15 protein-coding genes are annotated in these 14,861 nt (G+C 65.1%); 4 read left to right on the top strand and 11 right to left on the bottom strand.

What is annotated here, in order from left to right; genetic code table 11:
• Positions 1-64 precede the first annotated feature (64 nt).
• From secG to tpiA, 3 genes are all read right to left on the bottom strand, one after another.
• Entirely contained in the window at positions 65-466 is a 402-nt protein-coding gene (gene secG / locus GA0071312_RS13735; RefSeq protein WP_074445428.1) for a preprotein translocase subunit SecG, read from the bottom strand.
• Positions 467-687: 221 nt separating this feature from the next.
• The gene (locus tag GA0071312_RS13730) at positions 688-1,755 is read right to left on the bottom strand and encodes a hypothetical protein (RefSeq protein WP_131817814.1); all 1,068 of its coding nucleotides are present in this window, start codon (positions 1,753-1,755) and stop codon (positions 688-690) included.
• A 128-nt stretch (positions 1,756-1,883) separates the two neighbouring features.
• Complete coding sequence (gene tpiA / locus GA0071312_RS13725; RefSeq protein WP_074445426.1) at positions 1,884-2,648, bottom strand: triose-phosphate isomerase; 765 nt, start codon at positions 2,646-2,648, stop codon at positions 1,884-1,886.
• 190 nt (positions 2,649-2,838) lie between these two features.
• On the opposite strand from tpiA, the gene GA0071312_RS13720 reads away from it, so the two are divergent.
• From GA0071312_RS13720 to rph, 3 genes are all read left to right on the top strand, one after another.
• On the top strand, positions 2,839-4,743 hold the full coding sequence (locus GA0071312_RS13720) for a peptidylprolyl isomerase (protein ID WP_074445425.1): 1,905 nt from the start codon (positions 2,839-2,841) through the stop codon (positions 4,741-4,743).
• Between the two features lie 8 nt (positions 4,744-4,751).
• Positions 4,752-6,272, top strand: coding sequence for an anthranilate synthase component I (trpE, locus tag GA0071312_RS13715; RefSeq protein ID WP_074446191.1), 1,521 nt, complete (start codon positions 4,752-4,754; stop codon positions 6,270-6,272).
• Between the two features lie 109 nt (positions 6,273-6,381).
• A complete protein-coding gene (rph, locus tag GA0071312_RS13710) occupies positions 6,382-7,095 on the top strand; it encodes a ribonuclease PH (RefSeq protein WP_074445424.1) in 714 nt (237 codons plus the stop codon).
• Between the two features lie 79 nt (positions 7,096-7,174).
• On the opposite strand, the gene GA0071312_RS13705 is transcribed toward rph, so the two are convergent.
• Both GA0071312_RS13705 and GA0071312_RS13700 read right to left on the bottom strand, forming a co-directional pair.
• Entirely contained in the window at positions 7,175-8,401 is a 1,227-nt protein-coding gene (locus GA0071312_RS13705; protein ID WP_074445423.1) for an MFS transporter, read from the bottom strand.
• Positions 8,402-8,475: 74 nt separating this feature from the next.
• Positions 8,476-9,798: a TauD/TfdA family dioxygenase gene (locus tag GA0071312_RS13700; protein ID WP_165604034.1), complete on the bottom strand. Its 1,323-nt coding sequence runs from the start codon at positions 9,796-9,798 to the stop codon at positions 8,476-8,478.
• Between the two features lie 136 nt (positions 9,799-9,934).
• On the opposite strand from GA0071312_RS13700, the gene GA0071312_RS13695 reads away from it, so the two are divergent.
• On the top strand, positions 9,935-10,849 hold the full coding sequence (locus GA0071312_RS13695; RefSeq protein WP_074445422.1) for a LysR family transcriptional regulator: 915 nt from the start codon (positions 9,935-9,937) through the stop codon (positions 10,847-10,849).
• A 54-nt stretch (positions 10,850-10,903) separates the two neighbouring features.
• Here the strand turns inward: GA0071312_RS13695 and GA0071312_RS13690 are convergent, their stop codons facing one another.
• The 6 genes from GA0071312_RS13690 to thiD are packed head-to-tail and all read right to left on the bottom strand — an operon-like array spanning position 10,904 to position 14,856.
• A complete protein-coding gene (locus GA0071312_RS13690; protein WP_074445421.1) occupies positions 10,904-11,371 on the bottom strand; it encodes a peptidylprolyl isomerase in 468 nt (155 codons plus the stop codon).
• Between the two features lie 34 nt (positions 11,372-11,405).
• Entirely contained in the window at positions 11,406-11,951 is a 546-nt protein-coding gene (locus GA0071312_RS13685; protein WP_074445420.1) for a peptidylprolyl isomerase, read from the bottom strand.
• 40 nt (positions 11,952-11,991) lie between these two features.
• Positions 11,992-12,525 (bottom strand): pantetheine-phosphate adenylyltransferase, encoded by a 534-nt coding sequence (gene coaD, locus GA0071312_RS13680; RefSeq protein ID WP_074445419.1) that lies wholly within the window; start codon positions 12,523-12,525, stop codon positions 11,992-11,994.
• A gap of 32 nt (positions 12,526-12,557) precedes the next feature.
• On the bottom strand, positions 12,558-12,965 hold the full coding sequence (locus GA0071312_RS13675; RefSeq protein WP_074445418.1) for a hypothetical protein: 408 nt from the start codon (positions 12,963-12,965) through the stop codon (positions 12,558-12,560).
• 9 nt (positions 12,966-12,974) lie between these two features.
• Entirely contained in the window at positions 12,975-14,093 is a 1,119-nt protein-coding gene (locus GA0071312_RS13670) for a TRAP transporter substrate-binding protein (protein ID WP_238947219.1), read from the bottom strand.
• Positions 14,059-14,856, bottom strand: coding sequence for a bifunctional hydroxymethylpyrimidine kinase/phosphomethylpyrimidine kinase (thiD, locus tag GA0071312_RS13665; protein ID WP_074446189.1), 798 nt, complete (start codon positions 14,854-14,856; stop codon positions 14,059-14,061). The genes GA0071312_RS13670 and thiD overlap by 35 nt, the downstream gene beginning before the upstream one ends.
• Between the last annotated feature and the right edge of the window lie 5 nt (positions 14,857-14,861).

Raw genomic sequence — 14,861 nt, 5'->3', positions numbered from 1 at the left:
CCACACAAAACAAAGGGGCCGGTCGCCCGGCCCCGCGAAGGCCCTGCCTTCCGACAATTCGCACTTAGCGCGACTGCGGAACCTGAGGCGAGTCGGGCTCGTCGCCCTGCTGGCGCTGGAGCTGCTCCAGAATGCCCGGTCCGGCACCATCTGGCGCTTCCTCGCCCGGCTGGGCGGGCGGAGCAGTGAGGCCGCCGGGAGCGTCGAAGACCGAAGTCGGCTGGCTTGCCTGACCTGCAAGGATCGCCAGCGTGAGGCTCGTCGCGAAGAAGGCCGCAGCCAGGATCGCCGTCGCACGCGTCAGCGCGCTGGCCGAGCCGCGCCCGGTCATGAAGCCACCCGGCCCGCCGCCGCCACCGCCGCCACCGGCGCCCATACCGATGCCGCCCTCAGAGCGTTGCAGCAGCACGACGCCCACGAGCGACAGCACGATGAGCAGATGGATGATGATGATGACCGTTTGCATGCTCTACCCTTCAGCGTCCTGCCGGTCTGGCCGATCGGCTTGCCGCGCGCCCGTCGATGCGCCGACATGAGACACAACAACGCGGCGATTCCACGGCATGGCCGTGACCGCGACAGCCTCCATATGCAATCGCAAAACCCGTCTGTCCAGCGCCGATCACAAAAAAAGGCATACGCCCGCAGCCTCTCGACCGCGGGCGTCGATCATGAACCGCTTACGCCTCACCCCTCACGCGGTCGGTTCATGAAATGCTGGATCATGTCATTCAGAAAACCACGCGCCAGAACCTCGGATTCCTTGACGAAGCGCAGGCGGTCGACATCGGAGGGCGGTAGCGGGCTCTTGGCGGCGACCTCGTCGACGATCTTTTCCAGAATGTCGTTCATCAGGACCAGTTGCTCATTGGTGTCGAACAGATCGTCGATCATCATGTTGCGCACTGGAAGCGATTGCAGATCGATGTCGTGTTCCTGCTGGAGATGATCGCGCACGACACCTTCGGTCTCCGGCGTGACAGGGCCACGATCAGTCGCGCCAGGCTCGCCGAAGCTGCCGAAATCAGCCCGGTCCGGTGGAGCCGACATGCGGATCCGGCTCCAGTCGTTGTTCTTTTCGACGGCGTGTTGGAACACGTCGATCAGATTTGGATTGGCATGGGGCGTGAGATGGCCATCAGCTGCGAAAATCGCACGATGGGCAGGATCCAGATGCGGGATCGTCTCCTGTGTCGTCGGGCCCGTCGCCGTGCGCGCCTGCCGGGTCGGCGCGTCCGCCTGGGCGGATGCTCCGTCCGTCAACGAATCGGGATTTTCCGAACCGGGCAGGGACCCGTCATCCGCTTGCCCTGATTCCGCGTCCAATACGTAATCGGATCGCGCCGGCGCCGGTGTATATGTCCTTGCTTCCTCGTTGGCGACATGGCGGCTGAGCGAATGCAGCATGCTCATCTGTCGCGCGCTGTCGGGCGCGGGGGCTTCCGCAAAAGTCCGCGCGAGATCATTCGCCAGAGCGCCGATCGTGGCGCCCGACGAAGCGCTGGCATTCCCGACGAGCGGGCCGGGAATTGTCGTCGCCGATGGCGCGGTGGTCTGCGCCGACGGCGCTCCCGCTCCGGAAGCCTGCATGGCCTGCGTGAAGGCCGGATCGCGCCAGACATTCGGCGATGTGCCGGCCTGCTCGGCAGCGCCACCCGTCAAATTCCGACTGCCGTTCGAGGCTCGCTCTGCCGCCGATGGCTGCGTCGCCATTTCGTTGCGCGGCTGAAACGACATCGACATCAACACTGACATGGGATGACCTCCAGATATCTTGTGCGCCTGGAGGTTGTGGCAACTTAAAATCGATATCAATGAATAAATGACTATAGGACGCAGTAACCAGAAATTTACCTTAATGACGGGGCTGCCGCCGCGCGATTTCAGGCGCGACAGGCCCGGGCGATGGCGAGGAAATCCGCTGCTACGAGGCTCGCGCCACCGACCAGCGCGCCATCGACATCGGTGGCGGCCATCAGTTCGCGGGCATTCGCTGGTTTGACCGAGCCGCCATAGAGCAGCCGTACCTGAGCCGCTTCGTCCGCGCCGATTGTCGCGGCGATCGTCTCGCGAATGGCGGTATGCATTTCCGCGACATCCGCGACCGTGGGCGTCAGGCCCGTGCCGATGGCCCAGACGGGCTCGTAGGCGATGCAGGTATTAGCGCCGGTCACGCTGTCGTCGAGCAGCGCCGCGACCTGCTTGCGCACCACATCGAGCGCCTTGCCCGCCTCGCGCTGGTCCTGTGTTTCGCCGACACAGGCAATGGCGACCAGCCCGGCGCGATGCGCCGCTTGCATCTTGGCGGCGACGGCGGCGTCGTCCTCGCCGTGATATTGACGTCGCTCGGAATGGCCGACGATGACATGCGTGGCGCCGCAATCGGCGATCATTTCGGCGGAGACGTCACCGGTGAAGGCGCCACTTTCCTTCGCATGGCAATCCTGACCACCGGCGCCGATCGAGGACCCTTCGAGCGCCGTCGCCACGGCGGCAAGCAGTGTCGCAGGGGGGCAGACGAGCAGGTCGGTATCGGCAATGCCTCCGGCCGCACCCACGCGCAATTCCGCGACCATATCGAGGAACGAACGTGTTCCGTTCATCTTCCAGTTGCCGGCAACAAGCTTGGGGTTTTGACCTGACGCCATCGTGACCACTCCTTTCGCGGAAAACGCCCTGCGGAGATAGCAGTTCCCCGGCAGTGCGGCAATCCGCCCGCTCCGCGCCATATTTATGCGCTCGATTGCGGCTGCGCCCTTTCCCCGTGATGGAAACTACGCTATCGCGGGCACTTACAGGCGGTGCCCGCCCACATGCAACGAAGAAGACGGAACGCCCATGCTTCGCAATATGCGCAATGCCGGTCGCACCTGGGTCGGAAAGGCCGTCGCCGGTGTGCTGTTCACGCTGCTTATCCTCAGCTTCGCGGTCTGGGGGATCGGCGACATCTTCCGTAGTGGCGCCAGTGCCACGATCGCCCGTGTCGGTGAGACCGAGATCACGGCTGAGATGGCCCGCCAGAGCTATCAGGATCAGGTGCGCCGCCTGAGTGCGCAGATTGGTCAGCCGATCACGCCCCTGGAAGCGCAAGCTTTCGGCCTTGATCGCGAGATCCTGTCGAATCTTGTCACCGAGGCGACCCTCGACGAGCGTGCACGGCAACTCGGTATTTCGGTATCGGACCAACTCGTCGCACGTTCGATCATGGATGATCCCGGCTTTCAGAATTCAGCAGGCGATTTTGATCAGGGTCGCTTCCAGCAATTGCTCTTTTCCAACAATCTCAGTGAGCAGGGCTATGTCGCCCAGCAGCGTGACGCGATCGCCCGCCAGCAGATCATTGCGGCGCTCGCCGCCGATATCAGCGCGCCGGTTGCCGCCATGGAGGCTGTGCATCGCTACGGCGCCGAGCGGCGCGAGGCCCGCTTCCTGATCCTCGACGAGGCTGATGCCGGCGAAATTCCGTCGCCGACAGAGGATGAGCTCGCCGCTTTTCACGAGGAGAATATCGGTCGCTACCGTGCCCCCGAATTCCGCGCGGCCACCGTTTTGCGGATCGACCCCGCCGCTCTTGCCGACCCCGCCGCCGTGCCTGCGGAGCAGGTCCGCAGCGTCTATGAGCAAGAGGGCGAAACCCGCTTCGGTGCGCCCGAGCGCCGTGAGGTTCAGCGCATTCCGTTTCCCTCCGAGCAGGAAGCAGCGGATGCCGCATCGCGACTGGATATCGGCGATATCGATTTCGAAGGCCTCGCAGCCGAGCACGATGTTGCTGACGATGTTCTGAACATGGGCATGATGACACGCGATGCATTCATTGATCCCGCGATCGGCGAGGCGGCTTTCGCGCTCGGGGAGGGGGAGAGTTCCGGCCCGGTTTCCGGACGTTTCGGCCATTCCCTGGTGCGTGTCGTCAGCATCGAGGAGGGTCAGGTGCTGCCCTTCGATGACGTAGAGGCCGAGATTCGCGAGCAGATCGCGGTCGATGAGGCGCGAGACCGCATGCGCTCCGTCTATGACGAGATCGAGGATCAGCGCGCCACCGCGCGCCCTCTGGCGGATATCGCCCGCGAGAGGGGCTTCGAGCCACGTCTCGTCGAAGCGGTTGATGCTCAGGGCCGCGATCCGGCGGGTAACCGGATCGATCTGCCGCGTGCCGAGACCCTGGTGTCCGAGATATTCGAGTCGGATATCGGCATCGACAATGCGGCGCTTCGCACCGATGACGGCGGCTATATCTGGTTCGACGTCACCGGCGTCGAACCCGCCCGCAACCGCGGGCTCGACGAGGTTCGCGAAGAGGTGATCGCCGATTGGCGCAGTGATCAGATTGCGCAGCGTCTGCGTGAGCGGGCCTCCGACATGGTTTCGCAGCTCGATACGGGCGCGGATCTCGAGGCGCTGGCGCAGGAGGCGGAAGGCGGTGTTTCAGCGATCGATGAGTTGTCGCGCGGGGAGGTTTCCGAGCCGCTCGACGAGCCCGCCGTGCGCGCCGTATTCGCCACCCGTGTCGGGGAGCATGGCACCGCGCCGCTCGGCGAGACGCGTCGTGTGGTCTTCACCGTCGAAAGCGCCCGCGCCACGCCGTTCCTGACGACAACGCCGGCGGCGGATACGATCGGCGAGCGGCTGCAGGGCGACATCGCCGAGGATCTGCTGACGCAGTTCATTGCGCAGTTGCAGGACGATGTCGGTGTGAGCATCAACGAGGACGCCTATCGCGAAGCGATCGGTCTCGATTTCTGAGGCTCATGATGGACGTCACGCCCGCCTTCGATGATTTCGCGCACAAATATCAAGCGGGCGCGGCCACGCTCCTGCGGACGCGCCTGATTGCCGATCTGGAAACCCCTGTCGCGGCTTATCTGAAGCTGCGTGCGGCCCATGCCGGGCCGGCCTTCCTGCTGGAATCGGTCGAAGGCGGCGCGGTGCGCGGGCGCTATTCCATGATCGGTCTCGCCCCCGATCTGATCTGGCGCTGCCATGACGGCGCCTGCGCGATCAACCGTGCCGCGCTGTCGGGCGAGAGCGCCTTCACGCCTGATCCGCGCCCCCCGCTGGAGAGCCTGCGGGCCCTGATCGCCGAGAGCGCCATCCCGGAAGAGGCGGATCTGCCTCCGATGGCGGCGGGTCTGTTTGGCCATCTGGGTTACGACATGGTCCGCGCCATGGAGCGGCTTGGTCCGCCCAACCCGGATGTGCTGGGCGTGCCCGACGCGACCATGATCCGGCCCACCGTGATGGTCGTCTTTGATGCCGTGCGCGACGAGATCACGCTCGTCACGCCGATCCGCCCAACTGCCGGCGTGAGCGCCAAGAGCGCGCATGAGACCGGCATCGCGCGGCTTGAGGCCGTGATCGATGCGCTCGAGAAGCCCGTCATTGCGCCTGTTGCGGCGGACCCTGCCGCGCTTCCGCCCGTGGCTGCCCGCTCCAATACGGGGGATGCGGAATATGAGGGTATGGTGGAGCGCGCCAAGGAATATATCCGCGCCGGTGACGCCTTCCAGATCGTGCTCTCCCAGCGCTACGAGGCCGATTTCCCGCTCCCGGCCTTCGCGCTCTATCGCTCCCTGCGCCGGATCAACCCGGCGCCGTTCCTGTGCTATCTCGATTTCGAGGACTTCCAGATCGTCTGTTCCTCGCCGGAAATCCTCGTGCGCGTGCGCGATGGGGAGGTCACCGTGCGCCCCATCGCCGGCACGCGTCCCCGGGGCGCCACGCCGGAGGAGGATCGCCGCCATGCCGAGGATCTGCTGGCCGATCCGAAGGAACGCGCCGAGCATCTGATGCTGCTCGATCTCGGGCGCAACGATGTCGGGCGTGTGGCGCAATACGGCACCGTGGAGGTCACCGACAGCTTCTTCCTCGAATATTACAGCCAGGTGATGCACATCGTCTCCAATGTGACCGGGCGCCTCGATTCACGCCATGACGCGCTCGAAGCGCTCGTCGCGGGCTTTCCCGCAGGGACGGTCTCCGGTGCGCCGAAGGTGCGGGCGATGGAGATCATCGACGAGCTTGAGAAGGAGAAGCGCGGGCCCTATGCCGGCTGCATCGGCTATTTCGGCGCCGACGGGCAGATGGATACCTGCATCGTCCTGCGCACCGCCGTGGTCAAGGACGGCAGGATGTATGTCCAGGCCGGCGCCGGCATCGTCTATGACAGCGACCCGGTTTCCGAGCGGATCGAATGCGTCAACAAGTCCAAGGCCCTGTTCAAGGCCGCAGAGGACGCCGTACGCTTCGCCAGCCGCGGCCAGCGCGGCCAGTAAGGCGCCGCGATCCACACCTTGCGGGCGCGATATGCGTCGTACCCTTGTGCCGAACCCTTGCGGCGGGCCTGTGCCCGGTCTATCACCACGGCCTCAACAGGAGACCAGAATGCGCCCATCCAAACGCCAGCCCGACCAGTTGCGCCCCGTTACCCTCGAGCGCGGTGTCGCGCGCTATGCGGAGGGCTCGTGCCTCGTTTCCTTCGGTGAGACCAAGGTGCTCTGCGCCGCCTCCCTCGAAGAGCGCGGCCCGCCCTGGCTGCGCGGGACGGGCAAGGGCTGGGTGACGGCAGAATACGCCATGCTGCCGCGCGCCACGCATGAGCGCACCCGCCGCGAGGTGAATTCCGGCAAGCCCTCCGGACGCACCCAGGAGATCCAGCGCCTGATCGGGCGTTCGCTGCGTGCCGTAGTCGATCTGCATGCCTTCGGCGAGCGCCAGATCGTGGTCGATTGCGACGTGATCCAGGCCGATGGCGGCACCCGCACCGCCGCGATCACCGGGGCCTGGGTGGCGCTCAACGATTGCTTTGCCTGGATGATGAGCCGCTCGATCATCTCGATCAATCCGCTCAAGGATCACGTTGCGGCGATCTCCTGCGGCATCTACCGCGACATGCCGGTGCTCGATCTCGATTATGCGGAGGATTCCACCGCCGAGACCGATGCGAATTTCGTCATTACCGGCAAGGGCGGCATCGTCGAGGTGCAGGGCACGGCGGAAGGCAAGCCGTTCTCGGAAGAGGAATTCCTCTCGCTGCTGCGCCTCGCGCGCGGTGGCGTTGAGGAGCTCGTCGGCTTGCAGAAGCAGACCATCGCCTGAAGCCCGACGACCTCCCCAAGCAACAGACAGAGCCCGGCGATCTCCCGCCGGGCTCTTTGTTTTTTGCTGACGTGTCGGTTCACACGGCGGGGACGGTGGGGCGCTCGGTTCTGCCGCGCCCCTGCATCGCCATGATCGTGCCGATCCCGGTCACACCGAGAATGGTGGCGAGGAAGACGTAGAGGCCGGCATCGCCGATCACGCCCATCACCAGGGCCGCCACCGTCGGGCCGACGGTCGTGCCGAGGCAGAAGGCGATCAGGAGCGCGCCGCCGGCGCGGACGAAATCACCCGGATCGAGCTGGTCGTTCACATAAGCCAGACCCAGCGCATAGACCGGATGGCTCAGGCCGCCGACGATCAGGCTGAGCAGGGCGAGACCCCAGAAGCCCGGCGCGAAGACGGCGATGGCGAGGCAGGCGAGCGCCGAGCCGATTGCGGTCAGCAGCAGCATCGAGAGCCGCCCCATCCGGTCGGCCACTGCGCCGACGACCGGATGGGCGATGGTCGGGCCGATCAGCATCGCCGCGATGAAGAAGGCGATCTCGGTCTGTGACAGGCCGGCGCGCTCGCCATAGACGCCCGACATCCCATAGAAGGCGGCGTTGACGGTGCCCGAGACGAAGCAGGCAAGGACGCCCAGCGGCGCGCTGGTGATCAGGCTGAGGAAGGGCATCGAACCGGGCGGGTTCTGATGCGGCTCCTCCAGCGGGCAGAGCATCAGCGGGATGATGGCGATGATGAAGAAGACGCCTGCAAGCACATAGGGTTGCGCGCCAAGGCCGAAGCCGAGGATGAAGGGGCTCGCCGCAATGCCGAGCATCCGCACCGCTTCATAGAGTGACAGGCCGCGCGCCCTGGCGCCGTTGCTGGAGGAGTAGTTGATCCAGCTCTCGACCACGACATAATAACCGCCGAGGCAGAAGCCCGTCACGAAGCGCAGCGCCACCCAGACGGAGATCATGTCGGTCATGGCCAGCCCGATCGTGCTCACACCCGCCGTTGCGGCGAGGAGCGCGAAGGTGCGCACATGACGCATCCGGCGGATGAGCTTTTCGGTCAGGATGGCGCCGGCGAAGGTTCCTGCGAAGAAAACCGAGGTGATCAGGCCGATCACCAGATCGCTGGCACCGTTCTCGTAGAGCCGGATTCCGATCAGCGGAAACAGGCCCCCGGTCGCCAGCCCGAAGGCGAGAACGCCGCCGAGGATGTAGCTGAAGTGACGCACGATCTGCGGAAAGGTCGCATGGGCGGGCATGACGATGCCGCGACGTGCGGTATTTGGGGTGACTTCGGTGGGAGACATGGGCGTGGCTTTCGAGAAGAGTTTGATGAACGAGGGGCGGGCACCCCGCCGCAGCGGGGCGCCCGGAAATCAGCTCAGATGAAGGCGGGCTCAGGAGCCGGATCTTCCTGCTCGCCGCTATCGCGTTCGAGCATCCGCATGCGGCTCAGCACCTCGGATGTGTCGAGATAGCAGCCCTGCAGATGGCGCCCGCCGGTCGTGGGGTCGAAGGATTTGCGCCCGTGCAGCATCCGGCGGTTGTCGAAGACGAGCATCTGGCCCGCATTGAGCTTGAGTGTGATCAGGAAGCGCGGATCCTGCAGGTATTCCAGGAACAACCGGATCGCGGCCCGCAATTGCGGCATGATTTCCGGATCGGCATCCAGCGGTGCGAGTGTGGAATTCGACCAGTTCACGAAGATCGGATTCTGCGCCGCATCGCATTCGATGATCCGATGGCGGCTGTTGTAATCGCCATCCGCATCCTGGAAACGGAAGGGAACCGAAACCTGGCTCAGCAACCGGAAAACTTCCGGATGGTGGTCACGCATCAGATTGGCGACAGCAATCCCATCGGAAAGCAGGCTCTCGCCGCCGACCGCATCGTTGCGCAGGCAGTGCAGGATCTGCGTCCCGGGCGGCAGCTCATAATGCGGCATATCCGTATGCAGCGGCAGATCCGAAGCCGTATAGGCATTCGAAATCGGTACCGCCTTCGACATCACGTCAAACTGGAAGCCGAAATTGCTGGAGCGGACGACACCGATCCGGGCGCCGAGGCGGGTGGAGAGGTCATGCTCATCCGGCGCACCGGAAATAACGGACCAGCCGGTTTCGAGATAATCGCGCAGCCAGACACGCAGCATGGCGTCGGAATGCATCACCGCGCTCCAGTAAGCCGGCTGCGGTGTCAGGCTGGCGTGATGGCGGGTCGGGTTGGCGATGAAGCGGTGCCGGGTATAGCAATGGGCGCGCAGCCATCCCGCATCGAAGCGGCTGACCGGCTGGTTTTCGAGATCCCAGCTGATGGCCAGTGCGACCGGTGATTCGAGGGTCACGCTCTTGGGCCGGATGTCAGCGGGAATATCCAGCGGCGAGACCAGCCGTTCCCGGGAATGGGGATGGCGGGAGGCGGGATCGGGGCTGTTCTCGCGCAGCCAGCCGTGATGAAACCGGCTGATCGTGTCGTCTTCCCAGGTGATCGTGACCACAGCATCGTCGAAGCTGACGGCGCGCATGGTGCTGACCAGCGGGTAGCGGGTGAGATCGGCCATGTCCGGGCGGGACGGTTCTGGCTGCGGGCAGCGGCAATTGCCCTTGCAGGCGCCGTTGCAACGGTCGCGCGCATGCTTGGTGGCGGGGCCGAATGTGTCGGTGGTGATTTCGTGACGGGTGTTGATCTCGTGACGGGTTTTCATGGCGACATCCTCAATGCTTGCGTTTCGTGTCAGACTTTCGAGTGCGTGGGGTTGCATTCTTGAGGAGAAGGTCGCCTAATTCCTGTCTCATGCGAATTCGCTCATTCCGACCAGCATCTGTCGATTGCAGGAACAAATGGATCGCTACAGCGATATGGCCGTCTTCGTGGCCGTCATAGAACAGAAGGGTTTTTCGCCGGCGGCGCGTGCACTTGGCATGACCCATTCCGCCGTCTCGAAGCGCGTCAGCCAACTGGAACAAAGGCTCGGCACACAATTACTGGTGCGCACGACGCGCTCGATGCGGCTGACTGAGGCCGGAGAGGCCTATATCGGGGAGGCACGCCGCATCCTTGATGCGATCACGGCCCTCGAGCAGGGGTTGGGTGACAGCGCGCAGGAGCCCCGCGGGGTGCTGCGAATCAGCGCCTCAAACGCATTCGGGCAGCGGCATATCGTGCCCGCCGCGATCGATTTCATGCGTGCGCATCCCCAGGTCCAGATCGATTTGACACTGACGGATCAGATGATCGATCTCGTCGCCAGCGGGACGCATGTGGCGATTCGCAGTGCTGCGCTCACGGATTCATCGCTGGTGGCGCGCAAGCTGGCACTGAACGAGCGCATCGTCGTGGCGAGCCCGTCCTATCTCGCGGCACGGGGAGCGCCGCGTGACCCCGGCGATCTGGAGGCCCGCGATTGCCTGCTGCTCAATCACGAGACGCGTTTCAATGATTGGGGATATCGCTCACCGACCGGGCGGCGGCTGAAACTGCAAGGGGCTTTCGCCTGCAATACGGTCGAATCCCTTCATGCCGCAGCGCTGGCCGGCGTGGGCATTGCCCGCCTGCCGGCGTTTCTGATCGGGGAGGATGTGGAGGCGGGGCGTCTGAAGCCGATTCTGGAGGAATACCGTCCGCCGGCAGAGAGCGCGATCTATGCGGTGCGCCCGGGCGGCGGAATCACGATGCCGGCTGCGCGGGTCTTCATCGATTTTCTCGTCAGCCGCTTCCAGCCCGTACCGCCCTGGCAGATGCGCGCAATCGGCTGACGTGAGGCTGTGCCACCGGCGGCGAGGAGAGCCCCGCCGCCGCGCTGGATCTGATCAGGCCGCGTCGGCGGCGACCTTCATGGAGACGATCTTGTCGGGATCCTGAACCGGCTCGCCGCGCTTGATCTGGTCGACATTCTCCATGCCTTCGCTGACCTGACCCCAGACCGTGTACTGGTTGTCGAGGAAGCGGGTATCGCCGAAGCAGATGAAGAACTGGCTGTTGGCGGAATGCGGCGCCTGGGTGCGGGCCATCGAGCAGATACCGCGCACATGCGGCTCGGCGCTGAACTCGGCGCGCAGATCCGGCAGATCCGAGCCGCCCATGCCGGTGCCGGTGGGGTCGCCTGTCTGGGCCATGAAACCGTCGATCACGCGGTGGAACGGTACGCCGTCATAGAAGCCCTGACGGGTCAGCGTCTTGATGCGTTCGACATGGCCGGGGGCCAGATCCGGGCGCAGTGTGATGACCACGCGGCCCTTGGTGGTTTCCATGATGATGGTGTTCTCGGCATCGGCCATGATGTCGTCCTTTGTCTCGATTCGAGGTTGGTTTTTACTGGGTGTCGGCGAGAACGCGCATGCTTTCGATCCGGTCGGGATTCTCCACCATGCCGCTCTGGCCCGCACCCGGCGCGATCTGGTCGATCGCCTCCATGCCGCTGACCACTTCGCCGATCAGGGTATATTCGTTGTCCAGCCAGTTCGCGCGGTCATAGACGATGAAGAACTGGCTGTTGGCGGAATTCGGATTTTGCGCGCGCGCCATGCCGACGCTGCCCCGCGTGAAGGGCTCCGAGGAGAATTCGGCCTGCAGATCCGGCAATTCGGAGCCACCCATCCCGGTCCCGGTCGGATCGCCGGTCTGGGCCATGAAGCCGGGGATCACCCGGTGGAAGGGTACGTCGTCATAGAATCCCTCACGGGTGAGGGTAACGAGGCGCTCGGCATGGGCGGGCGCGATATCGGGCCGCAGCGCGATGACCACCTCGCCATGCGGCGTTTCCATGACGAGCGTGTTCGCCGGGTCATCGGCGGTCTGCGCCTGTGCGGGCAGCAGGGCTGCGGCGAACAGGGCGGCGGCGAGGGCGAGAGATTTCATCGCGGGCAAGCTCCGTTGGGCTGATGTTCGGGACGCCGGATCAGGCCGCACCGTTACCGAGCTTCTCGGTCAGGCGCGCGACCACGACGGGCGGTGCAAAGGCGGAAACGTCGCCGCCCATCTTCGCGATCTGGCGCACCAGCGTGGCGGTGATGTGGCGCACGGAAGGGGAGGCGGGCAGGAACACGGTCTGCACCTGCGGCGCCATGGTGGCGTTCATGCCGGCCATCTGCATCTCGTAATCGAGATCCGAACCGTCGCGCAGACCGCGAAGGATCACGCCTGCGCCGGCGCGACGGGCGGCATCGACGGCGAGATCGTCGAAGGTGATGACGTCGATGGCGACATTCTCCGCCTGCGCGATACCGGCACAGGCTTCGCGCAGCATCGCTTCCTTCTCGGCGGGGGAAAACAGCGGCGTCTTGCCCGGATGCACGCCGATCGCGAGCACGATCCGGTCGCACAGGCGTGCGCCCTGGGCGATCACGTCGAGATGGCCATTCGTGACCGGATCGAAGGAGCCGGTATAGAGGGCGGTGCGCAGGCGTGGCTGCTGACTGGTTTGCTGCGTCATGGCGCAAGGCTTAGCCCGTCCGACGGCACGCTTCAAGCACCATCGCTTTCCAGCCCGTAACGCGCGATCACGTCAGGCTGGCAGACCTTCGCATGCAGGGTAAGCAGCACCAGCTGCGCATCGAGGCTGTCGCCATCCTCAAGCGCCCGCTCGATCCGGGCCTCTATCCGGTCGAGCAGGTCGGGCGGGTTGCTCGCGGCCAGTGCAGCCGGGCCGAGCATGCAATAGGCCACGATTTCCGCCGCCGGCGGATAGGCCTGGGGCGCCGGGTGCCTGCCGATGGCATGGTCCTTGAGCAGGTTCACGATCGTGAGCTTGATCGCTTCCGGAACGACATTGGGGTGCAGGTCGACAGCGCGCAAAGCGGCGTCGAGCTGCTTCAGATCGTGCGAGCGCCCGAACATGCCCATGAAGCCGAGTGAGGAAAATGAAGGTCCCATCGTGGCAGTCTATGATCTCACAAGCGATCGCGCCATATCCGATGACAGCGCAGTCCAGTTGCGCAGCGTGCCCTGCGCCTCGCGATAGGAGGCGACAATGCGCTCGGCAAGCTGCGAGGTGGCCGCGATCTCGTCGATGATCTCGCCTGCCGCTTCCCGCGCCGCGCTGATCAGATCGCCGGGAAAGGCCTCGATCGAGACATTGCCGGTGGTGAGCATCGCATCGAGGGCGCGGGCATTGTCCTGATGCGCATCGGCCAGCGCCAGCGCATGCTCGGCGCGTGCCCCCTCCGCGACGATGGCGCGCAGATCGTCCGGCAATTGCTGCCAGGCCGCATCCGAGATCAGCAATTCGCTCGGTCCGTTCGGCTTGTTGAAACCGGGCGCGTAATAATACGGCGCGTGCTGGTGCAGCCCGGTATCGTAATCGCTCGCCGGAGCGAGGAATTCGACACCGTCGATCGCCCCGCGATCGAGCGCAGTGACCATCTCGCCAGCGGGCAGGTTCACCGGCGTGGCGCCGAGCTTCTCGAAGATCTGCGCGCCCAGCCCGACGATGCGGATGCGCCGTCCGCGCAGATCCGCGAGGCTCGCGATGCGTTCACGGAAGAAGCCGCCCATATTCGGTCCCGGATTACCCGCCATGAAGGCGCGCACGCCATAGGGCCGGTAGAGTTCGTCCCAGAGTTCCTGGCCGCCGCGCAGGGCGATCCAGGCCTGATGCTCGATCGGGCCGAGGCCGAAGGGCACCGTGGTGAAGAAGCTCGCGGCGGGCATCTTGCCCTGCCAGTAGATCGCGGCCGAATGGCCCATTTCGACGGTGCCTTCCGACACGGCATCGAGCACGCCGAAGGCCGAGACGATCTCGCCGGCGGCGAAGAGTTCGACATGCAGCCGTCCTTCCGCCATGCGGTTGATCCGCTCGGCCACCCGCTGCGCGGAGACACCCGGCCCGGCACGCCCGCGCGGCCAGGATGTCACCATGCGAAAGCGCAGCCCGTTCTCGCGTGCGATGGCGGGGGAGGCGATAGCCGCGCTCGCGGCGAGGCCGCCGACGGTCAGACCGAGCGCGTTGCGGCGGTTGATCATGATGTCACCAATAGCTGTGGAAATGGTGGACGGGGCCATGCCCGTGTCCGATATCGAGGTCGCGGCCCGCCGCGATCGCGGCGCTGATATAGGCCTTGGCCGCCTCGACGGCGGGGTGCAGCGTGGTGCCCTGTGCCAGTTTCGCGGCGATGGCCGAGGAAAGCGTGCAGCCGGTGCCGTGGGTGTTCTTCGTCGCGATGCGCGGGGCGGCAAAGCGGTGGATGTTGGTCGATTCGATCAGGAGATCAGTGCTCTCGGCGCCCGAACCGTGCCCGCCCTTGATCAGCACGGCAGAGGGGCCCATGGCGAGGATGCGCCTGCCCTGATCGCGCATGGCCTCCTCGTCCTGTGCCACATCCTCACCGAGGATAGCTGCGGCTTCGGGCAGGTTGGGGGTGACGATGGCGGCGTGGGGGAGGAGCACGGTGCGCAAGGCCGCGATCGCATCCTCGCTGAGCAGGCGATCGCCGGAAGCCGCCACCATGACCGGGTCGAGCACGACGCGCGAGATGCCGTGGCGTTCGATGCCTGCGGCGACGGTCTCGATCACGCCGACCTGCGAGAGCATGCCGATCTTCACGGCGTCGACCTTCAGATCGGAAAAGACGCTGTCCATCTGCGCCGCGATGAAATCAGCCGGCACGTCGTGGATAGCCTGGACGCCCTGCGTGTTTTGCGCGGTGAGCGCCGTGATCACGCTGGCGCCGTAGACCTTGAGGGCGGAAAACGTCTTCAGATCGGCCTGGATACCCGCGCCACCGCCGGAATCGGAGCCTGCGATGGTCACTGCAATGGCGGTCATGCTCG

It is taken from the genome of Saliniramus fredricksonii, assembly GCF_900094735.1.
Classification (GTDB): Bacteria; Pseudomonadota; Alphaproteobacteria; order Rhizobiales; family Beijerinckiaceae; genus Saliniramus; species Saliniramus fredricksonii.
The sequence above is the reverse complement of the archived record's forward strand: the minus strand, read 5'-3'. Positions and strand labels throughout refer to the sequence as shown.